Origin of the sequence: Robertmurraya phoenicis (genome assembly GCF_047302285.1) — a bacterium.
GTDB lineage: Bacteria > Bacillota > Bacilli > Bacillales > Cytobacillaceae > Robertmurraya.
This window is the reverse complement of sequence record NZ_CP154845.1, coordinates 876,860-901,927: the sequence shown is the minus strand read 5'-3', so window position 1 is coordinate 901,927 and position 25,068 is coordinate 876,860. Positions and strand designations below refer to the sequence as shown.

Annotated in this window: 29 protein-coding genes and 1 other annotated feature; of the genes, 7 read left to right on the top strand and 22 right to left on the bottom strand. The window is 37.4% G+C overall.

The genetic code is table 11. The features are described 5' to 3' along the window. Position 1 precedes the first annotated feature (1 nt). Genes AA0X71_RS04225 through AA0X71_RS04215 form a run of 3 tightly spaced genes read right to left on the bottom strand, consistent with a single transcriptional unit; the run spans position 2 to position 3,898 of the window. Positions 2-2,320, bottom strand: a complete 2,319-nt coding sequence (locus AA0X71_RS04225) for a xanthine dehydrogenase family protein molybdopterin-binding subunit (RefSeq protein WP_413359584.1) — start codon at positions 2,318-2,320, stop codon at positions 2-4. A gap of 14 nt (positions 2,321-2,334) precedes the next feature. Beyond that, positions 2,335-2,943, bottom strand: a complete 609-nt coding sequence (locus tag AA0X71_RS04220) for an NTP transferase domain-containing protein (RefSeq protein WP_413359581.1) — start codon at positions 2,941-2,943, stop codon at positions 2,335-2,337. Continuing rightward, positions 2,933-3,898, bottom strand: a complete 966-nt coding sequence (locus tag AA0X71_RS04215) for an XdhC family protein (RefSeq protein ID WP_413359578.1) — start codon at positions 3,896-3,898, stop codon at positions 2,933-2,935. Before AA0X71_RS04215 ends, AA0X71_RS04220 begins: the two co-directional genes overlap by 11 nt. Positions 3,899-4,119: 221 nt before the next feature. Here AA0X71_RS04215 and AA0X71_RS04210 point away from each other — a divergent pair, with 221 nt between their 5' ends. Next, the gene (locus AA0X71_RS04210; protein ID WP_413362465.1) at positions 4,120-5,325 is read left to right on the top strand and encodes a SpoIID/LytB domain-containing protein; all 1,206 of its coding nucleotides are present in this window, start codon (positions 4,120-4,122) and stop codon (positions 5,323-5,325) included. A 305-nt stretch (positions 5,326-5,630) separates the two neighbouring features. Here AA0X71_RS04210 and AA0X71_RS04205 read toward each other — a convergent pair whose 3' ends face one another. The 3 genes from AA0X71_RS04205 to AA0X71_RS04195 form a co-directional block, all read right to left on the bottom strand. Beyond that, complete coding sequence (locus tag AA0X71_RS04205) at positions 5,631-5,789, bottom strand: hypothetical protein (RefSeq protein ID WP_413359576.1); 159 nt, start codon at positions 5,787-5,789, stop codon at positions 5,631-5,633. A 228-nt stretch (positions 5,790-6,017) separates the two neighbouring features. Continuing rightward, on the bottom strand, positions 6,018-6,983 hold the full coding sequence (locus tag AA0X71_RS04200; protein ID WP_413359574.1) for an MBL fold metallo-hydrolase: 966 nt from the start codon (positions 6,981-6,983) through the stop codon (positions 6,018-6,020). An 87-nt stretch (positions 6,984-7,070) separates the two neighbouring features. Continuing rightward, on the bottom strand, positions 7,071-7,244 hold the full coding sequence (locus AA0X71_RS04195) for a hypothetical protein (protein WP_413359572.1): 174 nt from the start codon (positions 7,242-7,244) through the stop codon (positions 7,071-7,073). A gap of 107 nt (positions 7,245-7,351) precedes the next feature. Between AA0X71_RS04195 and AA0X71_RS04190 the strand changes: the two genes are divergently transcribed. Continuing rightward, a complete protein-coding gene (locus tag AA0X71_RS04190; RefSeq protein ID WP_413359570.1) occupies positions 7,352-7,936 on the top strand; it encodes a helix-turn-helix domain-containing protein in 585 nt (194 codons plus the stop codon). A gap of 38 nt (positions 7,937-7,974) precedes the next feature. On the opposite strand, the gene AA0X71_RS04185 is transcribed toward AA0X71_RS04190, so the two are convergent. From AA0X71_RS04185 to AA0X71_RS04145, 9 genes are all read right to left on the bottom strand, one after another. Next, positions 7,975-8,520 carry an MOSC domain-containing protein gene (locus AA0X71_RS04185; RefSeq protein ID WP_413359568.1) on the bottom strand — a complete coding sequence of 182 codons (546 nt, stop codon included), beginning with the start codon at positions 8,518-8,520 and terminating at the stop codon, positions 7,975-7,977. A gap of 25 nt (positions 8,521-8,545) precedes the next feature. After that, positions 8,546-9,340 carry a pentapeptide repeat-containing protein gene (locus tag AA0X71_RS04180; protein WP_413359566.1) on the bottom strand — a complete coding sequence of 265 codons (795 nt, stop codon included), beginning with the start codon at positions 9,338-9,340 and terminating at the stop codon, positions 8,546-8,548. A 42-nt stretch (positions 9,341-9,382) separates the two neighbouring features. Continuing rightward, complete coding sequence (locus tag AA0X71_RS04175; protein ID WP_413359563.1) at positions 9,383-9,766, bottom strand: SLAP domain-containing protein; 384 nt, start codon at positions 9,764-9,766, stop codon at positions 9,383-9,385. 27 nt (positions 9,767-9,793) lie between these two features. Next, positions 9,794-10,774 carry a type I pantothenate kinase gene (gene coaA, locus AA0X71_RS04170; protein ID WP_413359561.1) on the bottom strand — a complete coding sequence of 327 codons (981 nt, stop codon included), beginning with the start codon at positions 10,772-10,774 and terminating at the stop codon, positions 9,794-9,796. Between the two features lie 161 nt (positions 10,775-10,935). After that, positions 10,936-12,372 carry a proline--tRNA ligase gene (gene proS, locus AA0X71_RS04165; protein WP_413359559.1) on the bottom strand — a complete coding sequence of 479 codons (1,437 nt, stop codon included), beginning with the start codon at positions 12,370-12,372 and terminating at the stop codon, positions 10,936-10,938. A 53-nt stretch (positions 12,373-12,425) separates the two neighbouring features. Next, positions 12,426-12,637, bottom strand: a binding site (T-box leader). A gap of 253 nt (positions 12,638-12,890) precedes the next feature. Beyond that, entirely contained in the window at positions 12,891-13,538 is a 648-nt protein-coding gene (locus AA0X71_RS04160; RefSeq protein WP_413359557.1) for a YdeI/OmpD-associated family protein, read from the bottom strand. 39 nt (positions 13,539-13,577) lie between these two features. Further along, entirely contained in the window at positions 13,578-13,946 is a 369-nt protein-coding gene (locus AA0X71_RS04155) for an iron chaperone (RefSeq protein WP_413359555.1), read from the bottom strand. 368 nt (positions 13,947-14,314) lie between these two features. After that, a complete protein-coding gene (locus AA0X71_RS04150; protein WP_413359553.1) occupies positions 14,315-15,145 on the bottom strand; it encodes a glycerophosphodiester phosphodiesterase in 831 nt (276 codons plus the stop codon). Between the two features lie 361 nt (positions 15,146-15,506). Continuing rightward, on the bottom strand, positions 15,507-16,409 hold the full coding sequence (locus AA0X71_RS04145) for a LysR family transcriptional regulator (RefSeq protein WP_413359551.1): 903 nt from the start codon (positions 16,407-16,409) through the stop codon (positions 15,507-15,509). A 346-nt stretch (positions 16,410-16,755) separates the two neighbouring features. Between AA0X71_RS04145 and AA0X71_RS04140 the strand changes: the two genes are divergently transcribed. Next, the gene (locus tag AA0X71_RS04140; RefSeq protein ID WP_413359548.1) at positions 16,756-17,562 is read left to right on the top strand and encodes a sulfite exporter TauE/SafE family protein; all 807 of its coding nucleotides are present in this window, start codon (positions 16,756-16,758) and stop codon (positions 17,560-17,562) included. Positions 17,563-17,638: 76 nt separating this feature from the next. Here the strand turns inward: AA0X71_RS04140 and AA0X71_RS04135 are convergent, their stop codons facing one another. The 3 genes from AA0X71_RS04135 to AA0X71_RS04125 form a co-directional block, all read right to left on the bottom strand. Then, positions 17,639-17,929 carry a DUF4269 domain-containing protein gene (locus tag AA0X71_RS04135; RefSeq protein ID WP_413359545.1) on the bottom strand — a complete coding sequence of 97 codons (291 nt, stop codon included), beginning with the start codon at positions 17,927-17,929 and terminating at the stop codon, positions 17,639-17,641. Positions 17,930-17,950: 21 nt separating this feature from the next. Continuing rightward, entirely contained in the window at positions 17,951-19,240 is a 1,290-nt protein-coding gene (locus AA0X71_RS04130) for a tetratricopeptide repeat protein (protein ID WP_413359542.1), read from the bottom strand. Positions 19,241-19,446: 206 nt separating this feature from the next. After that, complete coding sequence (locus AA0X71_RS04125) at positions 19,447-19,782, bottom strand: hypothetical protein (protein ID WP_413359540.1); 336 nt, start codon at positions 19,780-19,782, stop codon at positions 19,447-19,449. Between the two features lie 359 nt (positions 19,783-20,141). Here AA0X71_RS04125 and AA0X71_RS04120 point away from each other — a divergent pair, with 359 nt between their 5' ends. The 3 genes from AA0X71_RS04120 to AA0X71_RS04110 all read left to right on the top strand — a co-directional run bounded on the left by AA0X71_RS04120 (position 20,142) and on the right by AA0X71_RS04110 (position 21,783). Then, the gene (locus tag AA0X71_RS04120) at positions 20,142-20,462 is read left to right on the top strand and encodes a hypothetical protein (RefSeq protein WP_413359538.1); all 321 of its coding nucleotides are present in this window, start codon (positions 20,142-20,144) and stop codon (positions 20,460-20,462) included. Between the two features lie 370 nt (positions 20,463-20,832). Continuing rightward, positions 20,833-21,390, top strand: coding sequence for a TVP38/TMEM64 family protein (locus tag AA0X71_RS04115; protein ID WP_413359536.1), 558 nt, complete (start codon positions 20,833-20,835; stop codon positions 21,388-21,390). Between the two features lie 135 nt (positions 21,391-21,525). Then, positions 21,526-21,783, top strand: a complete 258-nt coding sequence (locus tag AA0X71_RS04110; protein ID WP_413359533.1) for a hypothetical protein — start codon at positions 21,526-21,528, stop codon at positions 21,781-21,783. Between the two features lie 49 nt (positions 21,784-21,832). On the opposite strand, the gene AA0X71_RS04105 is transcribed toward AA0X71_RS04110, so the two are convergent. Together AA0X71_RS04105 and AA0X71_RS04100 are read right to left on the bottom strand one after the other, a co-directional pair. Beyond that, positions 21,833-23,059: a D-alanyl-D-alanine carboxypeptidase family protein gene (locus tag AA0X71_RS04105; RefSeq protein ID WP_413359531.1), complete on the bottom strand. Its 1,227-nt coding sequence runs from the start codon at positions 23,057-23,059 to the stop codon at positions 21,833-21,835. Positions 23,060-23,116: 57 nt separating this feature from the next. Beyond that, complete coding sequence (locus tag AA0X71_RS04100; RefSeq protein WP_413359529.1) at positions 23,117-23,743, bottom strand: nitrite reductase; 627 nt, start codon at positions 23,741-23,743, stop codon at positions 23,117-23,119. Between the two features lie 189 nt (positions 23,744-23,932). Between AA0X71_RS04100 and AA0X71_RS04095 the strand changes: the two genes are divergently transcribed. Then, positions 23,933-24,262, top strand: a complete 330-nt coding sequence (locus tag AA0X71_RS04095) for a c-type cytochrome (protein ID WP_413359527.1) — start codon at positions 23,933-23,935, stop codon at positions 24,260-24,262. A 24-nt stretch (positions 24,263-24,286) separates the two neighbouring features. Here AA0X71_RS04095 and AA0X71_RS04090 read toward each other — a convergent pair whose 3' ends face one another. Beyond that, positions 24,287-24,700, bottom strand: a complete 414-nt coding sequence (locus AA0X71_RS04090) for a DUF6220 domain-containing protein (RefSeq protein WP_413359525.1) — start codon at positions 24,698-24,700, stop codon at positions 24,287-24,289. Between the two features lie 173 nt (positions 24,701-24,873). Next, positions 24,874-25,065 (bottom strand): hypothetical protein, encoded by a 192-nt coding sequence (locus AA0X71_RS04085; protein ID WP_413359522.1) that lies wholly within the window; start codon positions 25,063-25,065, stop codon positions 24,874-24,876. Positions 25,066-25,068: the final 3 nt, after the last annotated feature.

The window sequence follows — 25,068 nt, the reverse complement described above, 5'->3', positions numbered from 1 at the left end:
GTCACTTCCCACTTTCTTTCATCTTCCATAACACTTCAGGGATCATCGGCAAGTAATTAATGTTCACTGAGAGTGCGGTTGAAAGACTATTTCCGAGAGCAGCTGGTATTCCAATTAGGGCATGTTCTCCAGCGCCTCTTGCTCCATAAGGGGCATCTATTTGTGGGGTTTCCACAAATGCGACTTCATATTTTGGATGCTCGCCAAATCTGATAGGCCGATACGTTCTTAGTTGAGGATTTAACACTCTTCCTTCTTCATCAAAGCGAAAGGTTTCCCTTGCCGCAAAGGATAAGCCCATACTCATCGAACCCTTGACCTGCCCCATCACTGTTTTTTCATTTAGTACCTTCCCGATATCGAGAACCGCGACTGCCTTCAGCACTCGATATGTGTAGTCTCTTGTATCCAACTCGATTTCTACTCCTTGTGCGCCAACCGTCCACTCAGGACCTGGTCTTCCTGCACCCGTTTCTTTGTCTAAATGAGTCATTCCTCGAAGAATATACGTTCCTCGACCAATGATTTGTCCGCCAATCGATGGTCCTTCGGGAAATGAATATCCATAAGCAATATCTTTTACGGGAATGAATTGAGTAGGATCATCTCTTACATACACTTTTCCATAACCAACCTCTAAATCCTCTGTCGATGTCCGTAATAGAAAAGAAGCCAAGTTTTTTAATTGTTTAATAGCATCATCTGCTGCCGTTAAAAGCGCTCTTCCTGCCATAAATGTTCCTCTGCTTGCCACGGTTTTCCAATGCTCTGGAGTGCTTTGCGTGTTCACGCCCATTTGTACATAGATATCATTTATATCCATTTTTAGTTTTTCCGCGAGCATTTGTGCCAGAACCGTCTTCGTCCCCGTCCCAATCTCCACAACGCCAGACATCAAATTAATCGATCCATCCTTATTAAACGTTATAACAACCCCAGAACTAGCATCTGGATCAATCGTTGATGTCTTCCATACACAACTAATTCCTTTTGCTCTCACTTTGTTATGTCCGAGTTCAGTGACTTGGCCCTCTTCCCACTTGATCAATTCTTTCAATTTGCGAATACATTCGGGTAAATTTCCCACCGTACTAGAGTTTAAAACGACTTGTGTAGGAGTTGTATGTCCTGGCAGGATTGCATTTCGTTCTCTCAATTCAAGCGGATCGATCCCGAGTTGATTTGCCAGCGCATCCATCGTTCGTTCAAAGGCAAAATGAACTTCCGAATGGCTAAATCCCCGAAAAGGAGCAGGAAATGGGTGGTTCGTATACATACATAAGGAGTCACACCAAATATTTTCAATATGATATGGACCTGTGCAATCAACCGCTCCTGCCCGGCTTAAATCAATCGCTTTATCAGAATAAGCCCCCCCATCCCATAGAAGGAGGATTTCAGCCACTTTGAGAATTCCTTCCCTTGTCGAACCTAGCCTCACCTTCGCTTCCAAACCGATATGGCCAGGTGAGGTGACCATATCTCCCTCGCGAGAATTAACAATTTTAACCAATCTTCCTTTTACCGCTTTTGTGGCAAGGTATGCTAGTAGTTCGAGCTGCACTGACGCTTTTCCCCCAAAACCACCTCCAACTAGAGGCGTGTTCACGATAATACGTCCTAATTCAATGCCAAAATAGTCAGCTATTAATCTTTTAATCATAAAAGGGGCTTGAGAGGATGCTGTTAATTCGACTATTCCATCAGGATGAATTTGGGCAAAGGTGGCACGTGTTTCCATGGCGACATGATCAGAAGGTCTAAAGGCAAATTGCTCTTCAACGATTACGTCACTTTCTTGCCACCCCTTTTCCCAATTTCCTTTGCGGATTTGCGTTTTGCAAGCAATATTTGTCCCTGGCACAGGGTAGACCATATTTAACTTTTCATAGTTTTCAAGGTCAGGATGCAATAATGGTGCATCTGATTTTAATGCTTCAGTTGGCGAATTTGCCACCGGGAGTAACTCATAATTTACTACTATTGCCTCTGCGCCTTTCTTAGCCATATAAGGAGTATCGGCGACTACAACGGCCACTACTTCTCCATGATAACGAACCCGATCTTTTGCAATCGGGTATCGATCCTTCAGTTCCTCTCCTGTGAGTGGCAAACCTTCTCCTGTAATGATCGCTCGAATTCCGGTTATTTTTTCTGCAATGGATGTATCAATCTTTTTAATGTTCGCATGTGCATGTGGACTCGTAACTAATCGTCCATAGAGCATTTCTTTTGTCTCAAAATCAGCTGTGTATTTTGCATGACCCGTTACTTTTTCAAGGGAATCCTTACGCATCATTCCTTTTCCGATAATATGCATGGAATGGCCCTCTCTCATGTTAATTTATCGTTCATTTCCCTGTACTCTTCTCTTGTATCGATATCGATAAATAGCATTTCATCTTCAAAAGGTATCGTTTTGCCCTTTATTTGCAGGTGTTTCATAAGGACTTGCTTTATTCCTTTATCACCACTTAATTGATCCACTAATGGGAAAATTGATTTTCCAATAAGAAGTGGAGGTCTTATTATATTGTTGTAGCTTGATGCAACATACTCAACTGGTTCATTTGAAAATGTATCAATTAGCTCATTTAACATCGAAGCTTGAATGAAAGGTTGGTCAGCTAAAAGAATCATCACTCCATCAGCATTCATTTTTTGAGCCTCAGAAAATCCCCTTTTTAAAGAAAAAGACATGCCTTTCTTCGATTCTTCACATGTTACGACCGATAGTTTATTGTGCAAATATTTACTCCATTGAAGCTCGGATTTCTCGCTCGTGATGATGATTATATGATTTATGCCTGTATGTAAAGCTGTGTGTAGCGCGTGTATTCCCAAAATCGAATTTCCTAAGGGGAGTGTTAATTTATTTCGTCCCATTCGTCTGCTACTACCCGCTGCTAGATAAATCCCAACGATACGTTGGTTATTTTCCATGATTCATCCTATATTTTTGAATGATTTCTGCCATAATGCTGACCGCAATTTCTTCAGGGCCTTTCGCTCCAATTGGTAGGCCAATCGGAAAAAAGATTTGCTCTTGATTTGTCATCTCACACAAAAGACGTCTCGTTCTCTCTTTTGAACCTAGAATCCCAATATACGCGGACGGATATTTTTTTATGGCCGTTAAAAATTCTCGATCATTGGAAAAATGATGACTCATGATCACGATGAAATTATTGGAAGATATGCGGAGTAAATCAACTATTTGAGTTGGTGAACCGACATAGTATTCATGCGCATTCGGAAAACACTCCTCATTACAAAGCCCAGGTCTCCAATCACAAAGTTTTACGATAAATCCAACCTTTGATGCTAGATCAACGAATGGTTTCGCATCTTCGCCTGCACCGAACACTAATACAGTTGGTGGTGGTGCAAAATAATAAGTAAACCGATACCCTTCTTCGGTTCTATAAAAAGTAGGCAAGGTGTTTGTGACAAGGTCCTCATCTATGATTTCAAAGGCACTTTTTTTCACCGTAAAATCATCACTAAATTCTTTTTCATGATAAACAGCATAACCTTGTGCTAACGCTTCTTTTACACTGAGTAGGCTAGTATGTATAGTTTGTGTGATTGGCTCTAACAGAATTCGAATAGTACCGTTGCATCCCATCCCTTGACCCCATCCTGCATCATCAATGGCACTCGTATCATACATAACGGTTTGGGAGATTTCCGTTTTGAATATTTCTCTACATCTTAGAATCAAATCTTCCTCCAAACATCCAGCAGACAGCATTCCCACTTTCTCCCCATTTTCTTTAATAATCATGAACGCGCCTTCTCTTAAGTAAGCAGAGCCTTCAATTTGAATGATGGTTGCCAAAATGCTTTTTTCGGTGACATCTTGAATGGCACCCAATATTTTTAATGTGGATAACATCGGTTTTCACCACCCATTTTTTACCTCATACTTTAGAATTTATGAGGTAGTGCGTGGAAAAATCACCATAAAATGTGAAAACTGCTGGTGGACATAACCAAACACCCCCTGCATGAATAATCAACAACCACATCATCAATAATATGGGTATGAAAATTCTTAAGCCTATCATTTTTACAGCCTTGTTTTTATGTTTTGCTAATGATGTTTTTGCAGATGAGATGATTTCAGTGAGATTGAGGAATTACATAGGAAACACTTCTGAATTATCACTTCGTTTACAGGGTGAGCATTTAACATTAGATCCAGCATTGAATCTTATGGAAGGGAATGAATATAAACTTTCAATCAAAGGGAAGAAACTGTTTCTTCATCAGGGGAAATCAAAAATGAGAGTAGCCAAACCTTTTATTCTATACCCAAAAGAATATGATGAAGAGCATTTAGTCTACATTAACGACAGACCTTATATGGGAGCTATCGAGTTCCAGATCGAGGAGAAAAACAATATTCGCCCTGTTAATCAACTTCTTTTAGAAGATTACTTAAAGGGGGTTGTCCCATTTGAAGTTTTCCCCTCTTGGGATATTGAAGCGTTAAAAGCGCAAACGTTGGCAGCTCGAACGTATACGATTACTCATAAAGATGCTGAACTTGATGATACCATTCATTATCAAGTCTATGGAGGATATAATGAATTTGCTAAAACAAAACAAGCGGTGCGTGATACGAAAGGCGAAATCATAACATTTGAGAATAAACCAATTAGTACCTTCTATTCGGCGAGTAATGGCGGGATGACTGAAAGCAATAAAAACGTGTGGGGCGGTGAGCCGACTCCCTATTTCCCCATCAAATCCGATCCGTATGATCCGATTCAGCCATGGAGTTTCACCTTGGATAAAACGCAAATTGATTTGGAGGAAATTAACTGGGACGATTCCAATTGGTGGGATCAGCTCGAGGAAAAAAATAAGGAAATTACAGCATCTATGAAAAATTGGCTTCAGAACAATGGATATATCGGGGATATTAAAATATTGAGCATTCCCCATTTTTCAATCGAAAAGGGTAAAAACGAGTCCTCTCGCTCGGTCAAAGGTTCTTTCCAAATGGAATTTATGAGGAAGCTATTCGACGGGACGATTTTATTCGAAAAGCTGTCTTACGATGATGTTGAATTAAAAAAGATTAGACCTATCATCGGGGGCATTCATTTTAAGAGCTATTTAATAAGTACTTTTGACTCAAGTGCTGATTCTTATAAGGTTAGTGGGAAAGGAAATGGTCATGGGGTTGGCATGAGTCAATGGGGAGCTAGCATAATGGCTGACAAAGGGAAAAACTATAAAGAAATTATTGAGCACTATTATCCCGGGACGGAAATTGAAGTCTATGAAAGTACTGAAGAGATGGTTAATCACTAAAAAGACCTATTGTAATCTTATGTACTTTAATCAATTTCATAATGGCGCACCTCAAGTAAAAAAACGAACGATATTAACTTAGAATATGATTATTACCAGTAATTCGCTTAAGTTTTTGATTGGAATACACTAAAATGTTCGTTTTTTAATCCACCTTCGTACATTTTGAAAACGACTCACTTATTTACCTTGCTGAAAATAAATCACCAACAAATAATTTGTTGTATGGATTTAAAAAAAATGCTTGGATATCATCTAACCCTATCCAAGCATTTTAGTTTCTCTATATTTACCCACAATTTAAGTTATCGTGTAAACCACCAAACAAGAAATAAAACTACTGCAATGATAAACCAAATTAATGCATGGATATTTCGTTTATCGCTCTTCTTCTTTCTAGAATTAGCGGCAACCAATCCACCAATTAGTGCAATAGCAATTGCTACCCAAGTCCAAAAACTCATAGGCCATCCTCCCTTTTAACAAGTTTCCTGCATTTGAAAGTATGTGTCCTTATACTCTTTTCTGAAAAAAAGGTCCTTCGGTTTTTCACAGAGATTCTTATAATATTTTTATACATACCATCATGTCCGTTCTACCTCTTGTTGTCTTCTCATCTTAAGTCACTCATTTATTAACTTATTTATGTTTTTTACGATTCCGAAAGATAAAGGTTTCATCCTAGAAAAAAATTAATTTTTTCTCCACCATGGCTCTAATGGGAGCTCCTCTGAATCAATCAATACAGTTTCTCCGATTTTGGGTGTCAACATGCGTACTCCGTTTTTCAATGCAGCTTCCATTGCTCTTTCAACTGGATCCGTCCAGGCATGATAGGCTAAAGTAAATCCTCCCCAATGGACAGGAATAAATAATTCACCTTTCACATCAAGATGGGCTTGTACTGTTTCTTCAGGTTTCATATGAATCCCAGACCAACGTTCATCATATTGCCCACATTCTAGCAATGTGATATCGAATGGACCGTACTTTTCACCGATTTCCTTAAAATGTGGCCCATAGCCACTGTCTCCACTGTAAAAAATCTTGTATTCTTGACCTAAAATGACCCATGAACACCACAAAGTCGTGTTACGATCATGCAGCCCTCTTCCAGAAAAATGCCTTGCAGGAGTACAAGCTAGAGTTAGACCTTTGAATTCAAATTCCACCCACCAGTCATGCTCCGTAATCTTATCAGCTGCTACTCCCCATTTTATTAAACGTTTGCGAACACCTAGAGGAACGACAAATCGAGAAGCCTTATCTTTTAATCGTTGAATAGATTGGTAATCCAAATGATCGTAATGGTCATGTGAAATTATCACTGCGTCAAGCTGAGTAAATTCATCAAGCTTGTCTAATAAGTTGCCCGTATATCTCTTTGTACCTACCCACGGTACAGGTGATGGCCGTAAATTAAACATCGGATCAAATAAGAGCTTCTTTCCTTCCATTTCAAGGTAAAACGAGGAATGGCCAAACCACGTAATTCGTGGATTATTCGTCTCCACTTCATTGACTTTAAACTTCTCTATAGCAATCGTATCTGAAGGTCTGCGACTGGCTCTCTCCTTAACAGCATCCTTTAGCATGCTAATCATTGATTTCAATCCCATATTCATCGTGGTAGTTATTTGATTTTCGAATTTTTTCATGAAAGTTACTCCTGAATATTTTATAGTGGTACCATTAAGATACCACTTTCTTCGTTCTGATACATTTCTTAAACCTCCGGACAAACCTTAATGAAATCCACCAGTATCCTTATTGTCTCCCTTCATATAATTAGAATCTTCTCCTTTTTTCGCATGAGGGTTTGTTGGTCTTAAAGGATTGTTATTATTCTTCTTACGTCTCCAATCAATCAAGAAAGCATAAAGCAGGACACCTACGATTACGATCACGAACCACCACATATTACACATCTCCTTTCACCAAATATTTCTAAATCATACTCTACGGATCGTTTGTTGCTTATCTTTCTATCTCATCTTATGATAACAATAGATTAGGAGGAAAAAGCATGGACAATCGTAAAATTGGAGAGTTAATTTTAACTTTGCGAAAAGAAAAAGGCTTAACACAAAAACAATTAGCCGATGAGATGAATATATCAGACAGAACTATCTCCAAATGGGAGCGTGGGCTCGGATGTCCTGATATCTCACTGTTACCTAGCCTATCTGCTCTTCTTGGAGTGAATATAGAGAATATTTTAGATGGAGAATTATCAGCAAATGAATTTATTGGAGGAAATATGAAGAAGTCCTATTATTTTGTTTGTACAACTTGCCAAAATATCGTATTGGCAACTGGAAATATGAGCGTTTCCTGTTGCGGAAAAAAGCTCGAACCGTTAGTGGCAAAAAAAGCATCGGACGATGAAAAACTGTCCGTTTCAGAAGTTGATCAAGAATGGTCTATTTCGAGTGAGCATCCGATGACGAAAGAACATTATATTTCATTTATTGCTTTTGCTACAGGTGATCAAGTGCAAATCATCAAACAGTACCCTGAATGGGGATTCCAGTCACGAATTCCAAAGCGCAAACATGGAATGCTATTATGGTATGATACGCAGCTTGGATTGTATTATCAGTATATTTGATCCGATTCCCACACTGATTTTTCGAAAGTGTGGGTTTTTTAAACTCGCTCTAGTTTCTTAAATGGCCCTGAAGGAGGAACAACTCGAATAGCATCTCCTGGCTTTATTATTCCGCTTTCGAGAACAATCCCCATGATCCCAGCTTTTCTTATAACATTTCCACTCTCGTCCTTGTCTAAAACCGCTTTTAAAAGCCCAGGTTGAAAATGGTCGATTTGAGCACACGGATTGCGCAATCCCGTTACTTTAACCACTGCAGTCTCACCAATATATAGAAGTGTACCCTCAGATAACCCGAGAAGGTCGAGTCCAGCAGTCGTGATATTTTCACCCATTTGGCCAGGTTCTAGAAGAAAACGATCTTTCAACTCTTCAAATAACTCTTGATGGATGAGGTGTACTTGTCTTAAGTTTGGCTGGTTAGGATCTTGTGCCACTCTTGAACGATGTTTGACCGTAGAACCAAAATGAGCATCTCCTTCAACTCCTAACCCCTTCACCAATCTTATCCTCTCTTTATTTTCCTTACTAAATGTGTGCTTGCCACTTATACTAATTGCTACTACCTTTGCCTCTTTTCCCATTCATTTCCCCTCCCAGTTTTATCTCCTATAACCAATGCTTTGGCCATTCTAAAAATTCAGGAATCTTTGTATGTACGTTTCCTTTAGCTGAATTTATTTGTGATTGTGTGAGAAAAAGCGCTCCTGCAAGATTTGCATGACTCAGATCAGCATCTCGCAGATCGGTCCCAATAAAATCTGCTTTTCTTAAATCAGCATGACTTAAATTCGCGGCAATCATCAGCGTTCCTCGAAAACTACTACCTTTGAAATCTCTTCCTGATAAGTTTGCTCCGATATAATCTAAGCTTTTCTTTTCCTTTTTGCGACCTTGTTTACGGTATATTTCACTTACTTCTACTAATAGCTGATTCACTTTACTTCTATGCAATTGCATATCCAGTTGGAAAATTTCCTCTGGGGATTTTCTCGTGAGTTCAACCGTTTCATCATACATATTCTGTAGTTCGGAGTAGAGAGACTCCACTTCCTTCAAGCATAGCGCTCGATCCAGATACCATAGCATTTCATGAAGTTGTTGAATAAGGGGGAATACAGCAAACATTTCGTTGCTAAGTTCTGGATTATTTCTCCAATCTTGTCTATCATACATTTTTTGCGACACATATTGTCCAGCTCCAAAACATTCATAGGCAACACATCCATTAAAACCTTTGTTCTTTAGTTTATTATGGATATTACAACGGTGATCCGTTGATAAATGACGACAGGGCACTCCACCATCCTTATTGATTGGAAAGTCTGCAGAGTTCGCATAAGGCAAAGCTACACAACATAATCCAAAACATTGATGACAATCAGATGTTAAAGCAAGATTCATAAACAAGCACCTCCATTCGCGTAAAAGTTGGGATTCGATTAATTAATCTGTGGAAAACTCTAAGCGTCCGTGCTCAAAAGATGTTCGACGTAAGTAACTCTCCTTTGGAAAAATAAACGTCCAAGGCAAACTCACCTGACCTGGAATCACAAGTTGAGGAATGGTAAAGAAATGCTCTGCGACATTTTCTCCCTCCATACTATAGCGTAGCCTTGTGTCATTAAACATAAGCGGTTGGTCCATATAATTATGAACCAACACCGTAATAAGCAATTCTTCTTTATGATTGAGAGCTTCTCGAATAGGAGTACATACAATTTCTGAGCTATTCAAATCACTTATTCCTCGAAAAATTCTTTCAATCAAAAGTCGATCTCCGATAGCCAATGCTTTATCCCATGAAGGATCAAACTGTAGTTGTTGCATCACTAAACCACTCTCTCATTTTCAGAACTAATTTTTCCTCACTCTAATATTCTCTACCTCGTGATTAAAGCTTTTTTCAATGATAAGATCGGCACGAAATTTAGTTGGAAGAATATTTTTTTCGAGATTTATTTTATTGATTCTTGTCCAAATATCTGTCGCTGTACGCTCTGTTTCACTCTCCGATAGGTCGGCATAGCGTTTAAAATATGATTCAGGATTCGTAAAGGCCGTTTTCTTTAATACTTTAAATCTTTCTAGATACCATTGGAAAATATGTTCTTCTTCTGCATCAACATAAATGGAAATATCAAAGAAATCGGATACAAATCTACTCGGAATGCTATCCCCAACCTGTTTGGGTGTTTGCAATACATTAATTCCCTCTATAATCACAATGTCTGGCTGACAAACTTCATGGTATTGATTTGGGATAATATCATAATGCAAATGGGAATAGATTGGCGCACGAGCACATCGATTTCCTGACTTCACTTCTGTTAAAAATTCAATTAAACTCTTTAAATCATAACTCTCCGGAAATCCTTTTCTATCTGCTAAACCTTTTTCTTTTAATACATCATTAGGAAATAAAAATCCGTCCGTCGTGATCAAATCGACCTTTGGTTGGCTTGGTAAATCTACAAGTAAAGACTGAAGGATTCTAGAAGTCGTACTTTTACCGACTGCCACACTTCCAGCTACCCCAATTATAAATGGTGGGGTCTTTCTGTCCTCTTTTAAAAAATGGCTTTTTAACTCATGTGAGTGTTGCGCAGCTTCAATATTGACAGACAGATACTGAACGAGTGGCAAATAAATTTTACAAATTTCTTCATTTGTCAAATTTCCAATTACACCTTGCATTTTCTTAATTTCAGATTGAGTTAAATGGATCGGAGAACTAGGGTGCAAACTAGCCCACTCTTCTCTTGAAAAAGAAAGATATGTTGAATCATTTTCAGTTGGCATCATTAAACTCCTACTATCAATACTAATTAAGGTCATGTTTATATTTTCCTTATCTTTTTGTTAGGATTTCTTTAGTAGATTTGAATAATTACCTCGTTAGTGTAACATTGATCGCGCTATAAAAACACTCATACATTTGCCAGTTTTACAAAAAAAGCCAACTCCTCAGTTAAAAGAAGTTGACTTTTCGTTCGTGATTAATAAGCGCGCGCAAACCAAACGGTATGCTTTGCTTTTTCACCACAGTGAATGCAAGTGTGTTTCGTTGTTGGTGGATTGAATGGGATGTTACGTGTTGTGAATTTCGTTTTTTCTTTTACTTTTTCTTCACAAGCATCGTCTCCACACCAACCTGCAAGAACCCATCCAGGAATCGTTTCATTCTGTTCAGAGTCTACTAAATGTTGTTCTAGCTGCTCCATCGTATCGATATGTGTATGCGAATTGGCTGCACGGAACGCTTTTGCCTTTTCGAACAGACGTGTTTGCATCGTTTCCAGTTCTTTTTCAATCGCTTCAACGACTGATTCTAACGCAACAGACACCTTACCCCCTTCATCACGTGCTTTCATTAAAGCTTGATTGTTTTCTAAATCACGTGGTCCAAGTTCAATTCGGACAGGTACGCCTTTTAATTCCCACTCATTAAACTTAAATCCTGGTGATTGATCGCTATCATCAAGACGCACGCGAATCCCTTTTGCTTTTAAAGCGGCAAAAATTTCGTCTAATTTCTCCATAATTGCAGGGTTCTTTTTCCAAGGACCAACTGGAATTAACACAACTTGAGTTGGAGCGATTTTTGGTGGTAACACTAGTCCTTGCTCATCCCCATGAACCATAATAACTGAACCAATTAAACGAGTCGATGTACCCCAAGACGTTGTATGAACATACGTGTGTTTATTCTCTTTCGTTAAATATTTAATATCAAATGCTTCAGCAAATTTTGTCCCTAAGTAATGAGAAGTACCAGCTTGGACAGCTTTTCCGTCTTGCATCATTGCTTCAATGGAGTACGTATCAACTGCACCAGCAAAGCGCTCTGAAGATGTCTTTTGCCCATCATAAACAGGAATCGCAAGCAATCCTTCGACAACTTCCTTATAGATATTTAACATTTGCATCGTTTCTTTACGTGCATCTTCCTCATCGACATGAGCGGTATGCCCTTCTTGCCATAAAAACTCAGATGTACGAATAAATGGAAGTGTTTTCTTTTCCCAACGGAACACATTGGCCCATTGATTGATTAAAACAGGTAGGTCACGATAGCTTTTAATCCAGTCAGAATAGAGGTGACCAATCATCGTTTCAGAAGTTGGACGTAGTGCTAAGCGCTCTTCTAATTTCTCCCCTGCTGCTTCAGTCACCCAAGGAAGTTCTGGTGAGAATCCTTCGATATGATCCTTTTCCTTTTGGAAAAACGATTCTGGAATTAACATTGGGAAGTAAGCATTACGATGACCTGTTTCTTTAAAACGTCTGTCCATTTCCTCTTGAATATGTTCCCATAATTCATAGCCATCTGGCTTAAAAGCAATACAACCACGAACTGGGGTATAATCCATTAAATCTGCTTTTTGGATGGTATCGATGTACCATTTTGAAAAATCTTTTGTTTGTTGAGACATCTTTCTTCCTCCTGAAAATTTAATATGAACTAAAAAAAGCATAAAGAGTCCTATATAAGGACGTCTTTACGCTTGTAGACGTGGTACCACCTTAGTTCGACATAAAAAATATTATGTCCTCTAAACGTTTTTAACGAAACGACTCGGTTAGTTTGGCTAACATCTCCGTGGTAGGTTTCAATAAGGAGGGGTGATATAGCTTTCAGCCAAGGCTATATTTTCTGCTTCACAATCCTTATTTACTTGATCACATCATTGAATACATATTTGAAATTACTATATCAATTTGTGGCTTGGAATTCAATCTTTGTCGTCATTTCTTTCCTAAATCTTTCGCAATCCTCCATAGCCCTCATCGATTCCGCTGCTTCCAACAAGATCTCGACCATCGAGTGACTCTTTCATTTTATTCCGCCCGCCTCATTTCCATAATGATACTTATTCGTTTCATTTTCCAAAACACCTTCCATATTAGGGTAAAAAAATACCTTTCAGCGAAAGCCAAAAGGTACATTTCCTTATTTTGCATGCTTATGTGAGCCGTCACAGTTTGGCATCTTTCCAGATAGTCCACAAATACAATCCTTTAATCCTTTTCCCATAAGAATACGTTCCATCGATTTTTCTATTCTTGCCTCTCGCGTTTTTGATTGCTTCGCTTGGGCAAAATGGTGGAGATACCCTTTTTGTCTTCCAGGTGTTAACCCTTCAAAAGCCGTCTTCAATTCAGGCATTTCAGTAAATTTCTTTTCCAATTCTTCAGGAATGTTATATTCGCTTTTCTCCTTTAAAGTTACTGCCAAGCCAGCCTTTTCAACTTCAATCGCCTCTTTAATATATTCTTTTATAATAGGCTCCATTTCAATAATTTCTTGAAGATTGGTAAAACGAAGCTGGCGTGCTGCCTGCACATTCTCTGTTTGTTGGATCAGGATTCCATGCTTGTCTTCTAATAGAGCACCTTTGTGAAAAAGAATTGCACAATATTCCTTGAATCCATGGAATAAAAAGATATTCTTTCCATCTAGTGTGTAACAAGGATGCATCCACTTAAAATCCTCTGTCAGCCCACTATCACGGGAAATCTCTCTCAATTTCACAAATTCTTCTTTCCACTGTATAGCTTTACTTAAAAATTCATCCACTTTTGGATTACGAATCGTCATGATCAAACACCACTCTTTTTCTATTTAATTGACTAAAAGCTACCGCCAAAATTTCGTATAATCTGCTTTATCCTGAATATTAAATTCAATCATTTTCTCTAGTAGATCATAGTTGACTGGTTCATTCCAGAGAATTCGAAATAAGCCTTTTGTTGCACTGTAACCAGCTTGTTTGATATCATCTGCAAATTGTTCGATACCCGCTTCTTCAGGTGAAATACTTAGATGATTTTTCGCTATTGATAAGCCGATAATGTATGTACCATGCTCAGAAAACATCGGCGTATTCCACTTGAATTCTGGTTTTAAATTAGGGAATTTTTCCGTTATCCATGTCAAAATCCCCTCAGTTCGTTCTCTTTGCTCAGGATGATCGATACCCGCTAAATATTTTTCAAAAATCTCCATACTTTCCCTCCCAGAGATATTTTTCAAACCCCTTTGTCGTTTAACCTTGTCTTTGAAAATTCACTACTAGAATCCCTATTTTCTACTATATATTTTACAGCGTCGCTAGTCAAAATGGTCATAACATTATTGCGCTCTTTTCACAGAAAACAGCAAATTAAAAGAAAGCTCTGTCTGAACTGAAGCGTAATTTGGACAGCTCGAACTGCTCACTCCATATTGGTGTCCGATTACGAGCCGGATTCGGACAACCTGTCCGAAAAATGTATCCAGATAATAATTGAGACAACAAAAAAGCAAGAGGAGAAACCAGTCGCTTTTCTCCTCTTGCTTTAGTTTAAGTATTTTCCAGAGATCTCCACAAATATCTAGTTTCTTGGGTTTACATAATCTGGATAGTCCGTAATAATAGCGTCAACACCCATTTCAAATAGGAAGTCAACCACTTCTTGACTACGTGCTGTCCATGAGCCAATTTTCATCCCAAGCGAATGTACTTGGTTCACTAGATCTTCCGTCACGATTCCATAGCTCGGATTAAACCAATCAGCATACGTTGAAAATTCTTCTAAAGCTTCTGCTGTTGTATCTGCACGATTAGATGTTAATACACCGATTGGAATTCGAGGTAGAAGCTCATTCGAAATTTTCATAGATTCGAAGTTAAAAGATTGGATAATGATTTTATTATTTTTCGGTTTATCCATATTACGTTCTTTTAATGCCTGTGCCACTTGCTCTTCAATTCCAGGGTAAAGCTCAGGAGCCTTTAATTCGATTAAAATCCCCACTTTTCCACGGTAACGATCGAGAATTTCTTCAAATGTTGGGATTGACTCTCCAGCAAATTCTTCCCCAAACCAGCTACCTGCATCAAGGCTACGAAGCTGTTCAAAGGTTAAGTCCCCGACACTTCCCGTTCCATTTGTAGTACGATTCACAGTGGTATCATGGATTAATACGAGTTCACCATCTTTACTTCTTTGCACATCGATTTCGATATAATCTGCTTTCATGTCAACCGCTAAATCAAAAGCAGCAATCGTATTCTCTGGTGCGTAACCGGATGCACCACGGTGCGCTACATTATCCATCTGCTTTCTTTCTCCTACTGATAGTTCTCCTGCTGACACTTGGCTAAACGGATTAAATAGCAATGTGAATGCTACCCCTGCACCTACTAGTATTTTTTTGCTCATCTTTCCCATCTCCTATCTAGAATATGTATTCAACTGTATTCTAGAAAAAGCATGTTAAATGAATATAGAGATAGATTAATAGATTCATAAAGTCTCTGTGAACAAAATTCCAACTTATTCCTTACGTTTTTTTACAATACATTAGTCAAATTGCTTGATTGGGTACACTCTACTACTGCTAATTCCTCACAACACTCGATTATGATTGAACAAAGTTCGCTTCTAGTCCCTCATTTTTTTTACATCTCCTAAATAAACAGGTGCCTCTTCATACTTTACTTTGTATTTCGCAAATTCTGAGGGTAAATCTTTTGTTCCATTAAATTATGAATATCGCTCTACTTCATTGAACATATTCAAGCTAACAACCACGTTCTTCCCTATTCATTCGAATAAAATCAATAAAAGATCTTACCCCTGTTTTTTGAAAGCGTTGCTCTTTTTGCACTAACCACAACTCTCTTTTTATTTGGAAGTTCGAAATTTTAATTTCGCACAGCATTCCATATTTTAATTCATTTAATACTGTTAGCTTAGGGAGAATGCTAATCCCTAGTTCAGCCTCTACAGCACTTTTAATAGATTGCATACTGCCGAGTTCCATCAAAACTTCAATTTGATCCAAAATAGCCATTTTTCTTAAGGCCTCTTCTACGATTAAACGAGTTCCTGAATTTTCTTCTCTCAAAATTATTTTCTCATGGAGTAGTTCCTCTATATCAATCATTTTTCTCTTTTTCCAGTGGTGATTAAAAGGAGCGATTAGAATCAATTCATCTTCAGCAAACTTTTCAATCATAAAATTTGAATTCTTCACTGTACCTTCAACCAAAGCAATATCAATTTCATTGTTGTTTAATTTATCTAAAATAGTGGGTGTGTTAGCAATCGTTAAATTAAATTTAATATCTGTATGACGTTTTCCGAAACTCCCCAGTAAACCCGGTAATAGATATTCACCTATCGTCTGGCTAGCACCTACATGTAGTGAAATCTCTCGCTCCCCTTTTATTTCCTGTAACGCCTCATGTGATCTTTTTATGTATTCAACCATTTCCTTCGCAAAAGGGTAGAGCACTTTACCTGCTTCAGTCAGTACTAATTTCCCCTCTGTTCTTTCAAAGAGCAAAGTCCCATACAACTCTTCTAATTGATGAATTTGTCTTGTTACCGCTGGCTGTGTTACAAAGCCTTTTCTTGCTGCTTTACTTATACTTCCTTCTTCTACGACACAGCAAAACATCTTTAAATTCTCAAGATTCATGTTTGCAGTTCCACCTTTTTATATTTACATTCAATTTTTTGTAATCCTACTCAAAATTTATCATTTATTTCCATAGAAAGTCTCACTTACGTTGTTGAATCGACTCAATTGCTTCTGTATTTAACTTCTCTTATTGTATAAAATATTCACGCTTTGAATGGTAAGTATTACATTTGCTTATAGGCTATAAAATAATCTTAATATGCAGCTCTTACTACTTCTGGTAATTTAAAGATAAGGCTCTTTTAACTCAATAGTAGTCACAGAAGAGATACTGGTAAAATTGAAGGTTTTTAAGAAAAAACACGAAACAGCGAAAAATAACCAATATAGAGGGGAGTCGCTGATGGAAATAACAACTGGATTGCTACTTCTTTCTGTAGGAATGATTGCTGGCGGTTATGGAACCATTGTTGGTGCAGGTGGAGGATTTATATTCGTACCAGCACTGCTTCTATTATTTCATATGGACCCTATCGTTGCGTCTGCCTCAGGGATTGTCATTGTATTTATTAACGCCTTATCCGGAGTAGTCGGATATGCCAAACAACAAAAAATTAATTATCGAACAGGAATCATCATAGGGATTGGTGCATTTCCAGGCTCTGTGCTAGGAATTTGGTTGCTCCAATTATATTCATCTAGTTATTTCTATGTTATCTTCGCGACTTTACTTGTTGCACTCGGTATTTTTTTATTTGCTAAAAATTCGCCGTTTAAAACCTTTCAAAAGAAAAGCACTACTAATGTTAGCATGGAGCAGAATACGGCGGAAAAAAAGTCCATTGAAAATCCATATCTGCCAATAAAAGGATTACTTCCACTCGGTTTCCTCATGGGTGTACTATCTAGCTATCTAGGGATCGGTGGTGGCTGGCTTCTCGTTCCAATTCTAATCTATTTGTTTAAAGTCACAACACATTATGCAACAGCCACATCTATTTTTTCACTTACTCTTTATTCGACAATTGGAGTCATTTCACAGATGTTTTATAGCAACATCGATTGGCTGACAGTCCTATGGGGTGGTATTGGTGTAATCATAGGAGCACAAATTGGTGTTCGTTTGTCCCAACGAATTCCAAATAAGATGATTATTCAAATGCTCTCAGTTCTTTTAATCGTTATTGGTTTTCGTATGTATTTTACATAATATACGAAGCTAAATGCTTCTTTTCACATTGATAGACTTATGTGTAAAAATACCACACTGGATCCTATCTTTAAAGTTAGATATCTCCCTTATATCTACCAAAGGTTAAAAGACTCTCATAAGGATCTTTTCCTTCTAATCCTAAAACTTTGCAGAAAGCTTCTTCAGTCTTGAAGCCTTGTTGCTTAAGGGATAATTCGTATTTCTGAACATCGTTACTCTCCTCGGACTTCTCAGCGTTATTTAAACACCTCTCTATAAATCCATGGCCAACAATTTGATATTCATCCATTGCTAGTGGATTCCCCCGTACGTGACATTTCCCAGTTTTGTCCCTATCTTTGTCATATATATCCCAAACTTCCATAAAATCACCTCCAACTCGGCTTTACAAATTTTGAACACGTCGATCGTCTGGATACATTTCCTTTAGATTTACCTTTAATTGGACTACTATTTCTTCGTACATGATTAAGTCTTTATTTATTATTTCGAGATAACCCTTGACCGGATCAGAAAGATTTTGCCGAATCGCATCTCCAAAAGGGGATGTAAATGTACTATCTGAAATGTTCTTTCTTATCCTTTCTTCGGACATTTCCGTATATTTTAGAGACTCTTTCAGGTCGCTTAGTAGTGAAATTTCAGCCAACATTTGAAGATCATACACTTCTAGTTCTTCCTTACTTTTTAACATCGTCATTGTTTCTGACAGTTTAGATTGCTTTACCAATATATGCGGCATAGTTCTACTGACAGAAAGATTATTTGGCTCTAGCCGAAGTACCTCTTCATAAATATGCTGAACCATCTTATAATCTCCGTTAACTTGGTACTCCTCAGCTTGATTCAATAACTCGGTAATGACGTCTCTTTTTTCTAAATAGCTACTCAATAAATTTGCACTACTCATCCCTACGATTTTATTAAGAGCTTCCTCTAAATCCATATCCTTTAAAGCTACTAAAATTTCAGGAATAACCGCCATTCCGAATTGATCAACAAGTTCTTTTACAGCAAAATAACTTTGGAGATACGGATCAGCATTTCCATCTCTCTCTTTATGAAAAGAAGTATTCGTGATTAGATCTTCAAATTCCACTTTTTCTACCAAATCAATATCAACTTCGGTATTCCTATATTGTATTAGTCCTGATATCCCTTCATTAAACCAAGTAGGTAGACTTTCAACAGAGATTCCATGCTCTTCTAAAAATCGATCCGTTCTGTAATGGGCATACTCATGATTGAATAAATCCTCAAATTTATAGCCCGGTATCAAGGTTTCACTCATAAGATGCATAGAATCATTTAAAGGGAGGTAATATCCACTTAATTTTTCAGAACTTGAAGCAGTATGAAAATCCTCTTCATTTGCATACATGAGAACGGTCAATTCATCAGAATTACCACCATATAACTTATCTAACTCTTCTTTTGCTTTTGGATAAATCGTTTTGATCGTTTCCACTGATCCCCTATCTTCTTTTTCAAACTTAATCTCCATTCCCTCAATATTCTCGGTAAGTAGTTCCATATTGATCGGATTCAATGTCCTTTCATTAACTAAGTCGTTCACTAACTCATTAAATACTGTTTTCACCTCATGTACAGCGTATACACTGAACAGAGCAAGAAAAATGAACACAACGAATAGGATTTTAAACACTTTTTTCAATGCTAGTATCTCCCTCTTTTGAAGAATGATTGATATTCCCATAAAAAAGACGCCGATAACACTGGTAACAAAATATACCTTTTCAATTTACACCAAAAATCAAAGTGATTAAGATCCCCACAATGGCCAAACCGATCCCAATTATGAAATATCTCATATTTCTTTCCCTTTCTTTTAGCAAAAGAATTTAGGAACTATCTAATAAACTAACTAATATAATGGACAATGATCTGATAGATCGCGATGGAAAGTCCTAATAAACTTGCTTTCATTTTAGATGGGTGATAGCTTTTACTGCGGTATAAATACAAGAAAACAACCAAAAATCCCAATGGGATCCACAGTTGAAATTCCCCATTTTTTGTACTCTGAGAATAAATTGGAGCGGCATAAGCACTAATCAAAAAATAAAAGAAAATTTTATAACGCCCAGTTTCTAATTGCTTCCCCCATCTTATTAAAAAGAAAAGAATAATAAGTCCGATAATCGTAATATGTAACGGGGGTAACACGAGAGCTCCATTTCCAATCTTAAATTCCATTTTTTCTTCCCTCCTTTTATAGAGTGATATTTATTCACAACATCATCTTTATATTACCATAATCATCCAATCGGAACTTAGAATTATTTGAACATTCATTATCTAAACAAAATAAGCGATAATCCCATTTGATTATCGCTTTTCCATTATAGAAAATTCTATCGCAATTGTAGCTTTGTCTATTCTATTTCGGGAATGTTTCTATCCTTGAAATCAGTACCTACAATGTTTTTCTCTTTTAATTCGAAAGGTAATATATGCGTCCGGAAGGCACCTCTATCATATTTCATGTAGATATGTGGAATTCTATTTATTGGAAGGCTGTATAGGTTTTATTAAAATACCGACGGAGGACACATATGAAAAGACTACTATATTTTTGCCTCATCACATTTTCTCTAATATTTTTATTTGGTTATGATACGAAAGATATTGTCTTAACCGATGTTGAAACGACCATTATTAAAGCTGAAAAAGTGCTAAGGTATGACTTAAATTTAAAGAATGTTGGCAAACAAGCGATAGAAAGTGAGTACGATTATCCAGGGCATGATCTTTTGGGATTCGAAGTCGTCATTCGTCCAAACAAAGAATTACAATCATTCATGATGATGGATGAAAAGTCGAAATTCAAAAAATGTTGTTCCGAGGTGGAGGTGGAACAGGATTTCTTGAAATAGAAAATGAAGCAAGCTTTCATATCGAATATCAAATTAAAGAAACATCTGATTTAGAAAAAGTAGCACAGAACGCTTTTGATGGAACCTTACTATTATTGGACGGACATAATGTTGTAAAAGAGTTTCCTTTAGCTGAATTTAAAAAATAATTTTAATGAACATATACAGCCTCTACCCAAGATTGATCATTTGGCATAAACATTGAAAATAATTGTCCACTCAAACGCTCCTAGCTGACCATATTCCGAATCTGAGGTGAAAAGTTTTAAAATTCAGTCATTTAATAATAGGTATTTTTACAATTAGAATAGGTATAACACAGCAACACACCGGCGATAGCCAAGAAATAAATGTTTTAGGAGAATACATAATGTTGGAGCTCTTTGCACCTTATCCCACTATATTCAGTATCATAAGCATCCTTCTTAATATCCTTATCGCGATTATTGGAATACTACCAAGTACTATCATCACGCTCGGGACTGTAGGTGTATTGGGATTCAATTTGGGAGTCGTTATATTAATTATCGGAGAGGCAGTTGGTGCAATTATTAGCTTTACTCTTTATAGAAGGGGGCTGCGAAAGCTATCAACCTACCCCAAATTCAACAAATTTGAGAATCGATTTTTAGCCAAGTTGAAGGAGTCAGATGGAGTTGAAGCTATTCTCATTGTTGTTCTATTAAGAGTACTTCCATTTGTACCATCAGGCATTGTGACTCTTACTGCCGCCATAAGCAAAATAGGGTTACTGCCCTTCTCTATCGCAAGCACACTAGGAAAAATTCCTGCCATTATACTCGAAGCCTACTCTGTCATATATTTTCTTAATCTTGGAACCCAGTGGCAAGTTTTGATAGCGGTCGTCATATTATTGCTATTTTTGTTCTATCAAGTTTGGAAGAACTCTTCTAAAAATAGGGTCTAATTCGCTAGTACACTTCTCACAACACACAAGGCTCATTCTAAAAAAACTTCAGCCTTCACAACTTTCTCATACTTTCTCCTTAATTTCTCCACAATTAATCGATATGATATAACCAAGGAAGGAGATGGAGGTCGCATGAAAAAGAAATTAATGGTTGGATTACTAGCAGGAGGATTCATTCTAGGTGCTGGTACCATTGCGTTGGCACAAACAGATGAAGATGGAGTGTTCAATTTTGAACAAATGCAACCACAAATAGAAAAAATGCATCCTGATCTGACTAAAGAAGAGCAGAAAGAAATGTTTGATGCATGCCACGGGGATGGTGGAATGATGGAACAAATGCAACATTCTGATGGAAACCATTCTCATAATATGATGAACAACTTCTAACTATAGTGAAAGGATTGGACCCCCAACCAATCCTTTTTTATATTTAGGATCAAAACTTCCTCATTCGACGACGTCTACGGTTTCGATTTTTCAGTAATGCAAACACAGCCAAAATCATCATGATTGAAATGATCATAAAGGCGTTTAATTTCTTGGAGTCTTCCTTTTTTTCGACTAGATTGGATTCATCTACTGTTGTCGTTTGTATTTCAGGCATTTCCAATTCAGTAATTGGATATAAAGCTATTTCTTCCTCATTCTGATTCTCAATTTTCAAAAGACCATCACTAGTCACTTCTTCTTTTATCTCTTCATCATTGGAGATTGGAAATAGATGCTCTTCTTTCGTGATAAACATTCGGTCACCCATTGTAAATTCTTTCCCTTTGGGAATAGACGCGAAATGAAAATTAGCAAAGGCATAGTCAAGTAAAGTCACAGTGTCATTGTAGATTTCTCTTTGTGTTGCTCCCTTTAAAACAACGGCTATGACAGACATGTCCCCTCTTTTCGCAGTTGTAATTAAGGTTTGACCTGATTGATGCACATAACCATTTTTCCCACCTGTAATCCCTTCATATGGGGGATCTAGCATCAACCGATGATGCGTATAAATCGTGGTATCCCAGCCTTCGCCATCCCACTTTAACTCTGTCGTTCCAAAGATCTCACGAAATACTTCATTTTGCATCGCATATTGAGTAAGTAGGGCTAGGTCTCTCGCTGTCGTCGTATGTTCCGGATCAAATAAACCATGAGGATTCATAAAATTTGTATCCGTCAACCCAATCTCTTTTAAATAAGCAGTTAATCTACGGGCAAATTCTTCCTCAGTGCCATGCATATATTCTGCAATCGCTACCCCTGCATCGTTTCCTGAATTAATGAGCAACCCTTGAATGAGCTTTATTAGTGGGACTTTCTCTCCTACCTCTAAATAAACTCTAGTTCCATCCACTTTTCTAGCTTTCTCACTTGTCGTCACAATGGCGTCCAAGTTTCCATGTTCTATTGCATAGATCGCGGTTGCTACTTTCGTTAAACTAGCAGGATACATGATCGCATCTGAATTTTTTCCAAATAAGACTCTCCCGCTACTTTCTTCTATTATAATAGCAGCTTCACTCACAATCGTAGGCTCCTCCACTAATTCAGCAGCAAATGTTTTAGCATTCAACAGTGAGCTCATAATTAGAGCCATGCATGAGAGTATTAAGGTGAGCTTACTAACAAGCTTTATTTTTTTGTTAGATTTCTTTTTTCGTATTGTCTTCATTCATTCCATTCCCCATGTTGTAATCTAGTTTCGTGCTATATTGTATCCAATTTTATTTTATACAAAAACAGATTTAAGAGTCTCTAGACCGAAGCGATTAACAAATTTGAAAAAAGGTTCTCTTTTCTTCCCATTTTCCGCATATATATCAATTATTTTATCAACGACTTCATATAATTGCTCTGGCTCCAACTGGTCCATAAATAGGGTTCCGACTTGAGCATCTTTTCCCTTTGCTTTCCCCGCAACATATAAGTCGTATTTATCTCTTACTTTCATTATACCAATATCATTCACCAAAGGCTCACCACACCCAACTGAACAGCCTGTGTAAGCTGGTCTAAGAGTAAAAGGAACTGGTTTCCCTGAAATTCTTTTGTTTAGTTCAATCGCAACTGGCATCCCTTCCTCTTCTGCCCCTTTACAAAAATTGCACGTTCTTAAGCTTTTAACAACATTCCCAACTGGGTAAACTGATAATTCGACTTCGTGAAATTTTTCTGTAATTTCTTCCGAACGACTTTCAGGTATTTCAATGTACAGTTGTTGGAAAGTGGTCAATTCAAGTTCAGAGTCATCATCCATATATTCCGCAATGACTATCAGTTGTTTTGCGTTTAATTTGGCGCCGAATGATATTCCCCCATTGACTGCAAGTTTAATCATGGTCTCTTGGTTTTCCAAATTCAATCCACTCCCCTAAATATATGTAAAACACAACTATTCTTAATTATAACTTATTTCGAAATTATTTTAATTGATGAGAACTTTTTGCATGGTGGTAAAAGTAGGAAGAAAGATCATGAAGCTCCTTAAAAAATGCACAATTTACCTATAAAATACATTGAGAGTTTTTTAATAGGAGGACCTTAGATGAAGAAAATACTTACTCTATTAGTAGGAACGTTAGTCTTGTTAGCTGCATGCAGTGATGATGATTCCAGTTCAAATACAAACGATAGCGGTGAAAAAGTACCTCTTTCCATAGAAGAAGTAAAAAATGTCTATTCTCAAAGTTGTTCAAGATGTCATGGTCAAATTCTTGCAGACGGTGTGCCTGGAGATCTTGAAAATATAGGCACTGAACTTTCTGAAGAAGAGATTGATGAAATCATTCGCAAAGGAAAAGGGATGATGCCAGGTCGATTAGTAAAAGAGGAAGAAGCCGCTGCCATAGCTGAATGGTTATCTACAATAAAATAACCCCCATAAAGGGGGATTGAAATTTTAAACTTGGATTCTCTCCCTCTTTCTTGTGCTTAAAACGAATTTATATGCACCCCAAGCTACATAACAAGAAATTGAAAATATAGCCAGCGCTAATACCGCGTGAATGATTCCCATCCAGCCATTAGTTGTATAGTATTGCAAGTTAAATAGAATAAACAACATCATGCTCCATGCTCTATACTTTTGCGGGACCCAACCTGCACTCCCAAAAATGTACATAACAGCAGGCAGATACTCAATCACTCTTACAAAAGCTAGATGTTTCTCCCACATGTCATCATTGACAAAAACAGCCAATGCTGCGAAAGAAACTTGAATAATAATGCTAATTAGCAGAGTCCATGCGAGCACACAAAAAATGATTTGCGAGTTTTTTTGTACCTTTTCCTTTGTCGTTTCACTAATTTTCATTATGTAATCCCCTTTTAATAAATATGTTTGCGTTTACATTTAATCCCCATCCCTAGAAAGCTGAAAATAGATTACCATTAAAATATTGAGAATTTGTGCAGAACTGATCTTTTTTCATAATCTATTGAAATAAAGAGAACCCAGCTAAGTAAAAATCCTTAGCTGGGCTCTCTTTATTCTGCTAACGTCCGCAACAATTTAATCAAATCTGCCTTCGACTCAAATCCTATTCCAGGCACATCAGGTAAACGCACATATCCATCTTCAATTGGATACCCATCTGCAAAGCCACCAAATGGTGGGAATACGCCTGGATATGATTCATTGTCACCAAGTCCGAGACCTGCGGCGATATTGAGAGACATTTG

Bases quoted from the DNA above. Each gene is read 5' to 3' on its own strand.
- AA0X71_RS04135 (WP_413359545.1), bottom strand. From the start codon at position 17,929: ATGGAAGTTTGGGATATATATGACAAAGATAGGGACAAAACTGGGAAA.
- AA0X71_RS04205 (WP_413359576.1), bottom strand. From the start codon at position 5,789: ATGAGTTTTTGGACTTGGGTAGCAATTGCTATTGCACTAATTGGTGGA.
- AA0X71_RS04105 (WP_413359531.1), bottom strand. From the start codon at position 23,059: ATGAAGACAATACGAAAAAAGAAATCTAACAAAAAAATAAAGCTTGTT.
- AA0X71_RS04115 (WP_413359536.1), top strand. From the start codon at position 20,833: ATGTTGGAGCTCTTTGCACCTTATCCCACTATATTCAGTATCATAAGC.
- AA0X71_RS04145 (WP_413359551.1), bottom strand. From the start codon at position 16,409: ATGAATCTTGAGAATTTAAAGATGTTTTGCTGTGTCGTAGAAGAAGGA.
- AA0X71_RS04090 (WP_413359525.1), bottom strand. From the start codon at position 24,700: ATGAAAATTAGTGAAACGACAAAGGAAAAGGTACAAAAAAACTCGCAA.
- AA0X71_RS04160 (WP_413359557.1), bottom strand. From the start codon at position 13,538: ATGACGATTCGTAATCCAAAAGTGGATGAATTTTTAAGTAAAGCTATA.
- AA0X71_RS04110 (WP_413359533.1), top strand. From the start codon at position 21,526: ATGAAAAAGAAATTAATGGTTGGATTACTAGCAGGAGGATTCATTCTA.
- AA0X71_RS04200 (WP_413359574.1), bottom strand. From the start codon at position 6,983: ATGAAAAAATTCGAAAATCAAATAACTACCACGATGAATATGGGATTG.
- AA0X71_RS04175 (WP_413359563.1), bottom strand. From the start codon at position 9,766: ATGCAACAACTACAGTTTGATCCTTCATGGGATAAAGCATTGGCTATC.
- AA0X71_RS04140 (WP_413359548.1), top strand. From the start codon at position 16,756: ATGGAAATAACAACTGGATTGCTACTTCTTTCTGTAGGAATGATTGCT.
- AA0X71_RS04155 (WP_413359555.1), bottom strand. From the start codon at position 13,946: ATGGAGATTTTTGAAAAATATTTAGCGGGTATCGATCATCCTGAGCAA.
- AA0X71_RS04125 (WP_413359540.1), bottom strand. From the start codon at position 19,782: ATGGAATTTAAGATTGGAAATGGAGCTCTCGTGTTACCCCCGTTACAT.
- AA0X71_RS04190 (WP_413359570.1), top strand. From the start codon at position 7,352: ATGGACAATCGTAAAATTGGAGAGTTAATTTTAACTTTGCGAAAAGAA.
- AA0X71_RS04195 (WP_413359572.1), bottom strand. From the start codon at position 7,244: ATGTGGTGGTTCGTGATCGTAATCGTAGGTGTCCTGCTTTATGCTTTC.
- AA0X71_RS04215 (WP_413359578.1), bottom strand. From the start codon at position 3,898: ATGTTATCCACATTAAAAATATTGGGTGCCATTCAAGATGTCACCGAA.
- AA0X71_RS04150 (WP_413359553.1), bottom strand. From the start codon at position 15,145: ATGAGCAAAAAAATACTAGTAGGTGCAGGGGTAGCATTCACATTGCTA.
- AA0X71_RS04120 (WP_413359538.1), top strand. From the start codon at position 20,142: ATGAAAAGACTACTATATTTTTGCCTCATCACATTTTCTCTAATATTT.
- AA0X71_RS04225 (WP_413359584.1), bottom strand. From the start codon at position 2,320: ATGCATATTATCGGAAAAGGAATGATGCGTAAGGATTCCCTTGAAAAA.
- AA0X71_RS04095 (WP_413359527.1), top strand. From the start codon at position 23,933: ATGAAGAAAATACTTACTCTATTAGTAGGAACGTTAGTCTTGTTAGCT.
- proS (WP_413359559.1), bottom strand. From the start codon at position 12,372: ATGTCTCAACAAACAAAAGATTTTTCAAAATGGTACATCGATACCATC.
- AA0X71_RS04220 (WP_413359581.1), bottom strand. From the start codon at position 2,943: ATGGAAAATAACCAACGTATCGTTGGGATTTATCTAGCAGCGGGTAGT.
- AA0X71_RS04180 (WP_413359566.1), bottom strand. From the start codon at position 9,340: ATGAATCTTGCTTTAACATCTGATTGTCATCAATGTTTTGGATTATGT.
- coaA (WP_413359561.1), bottom strand. From the start codon at position 10,774: ATGACCTTAATTAGTATTGATAGTAGGAGTTTAATGATGCCAACTGAA.
- AA0X71_RS04085 (WP_413359522.1), bottom strand. From the start codon at position 25,065: ATGTCTCTCAATATCGCCGCAGGTCTCGGACTTGGTGACAATGAATCA.
- AA0X71_RS04185 (WP_413359568.1), bottom strand. From the start codon at position 8,520: ATGGGAAAAGAGGCAAAGGTAGTAGCAATTAGTATAAGTGGCAAGCAC.
- AA0X71_RS04210 (WP_413362465.1), top strand. From the start codon at position 4,120: ATGATTTCAGTGAGATTGAGGAATTACATAGGAAACACTTCTGAATTA.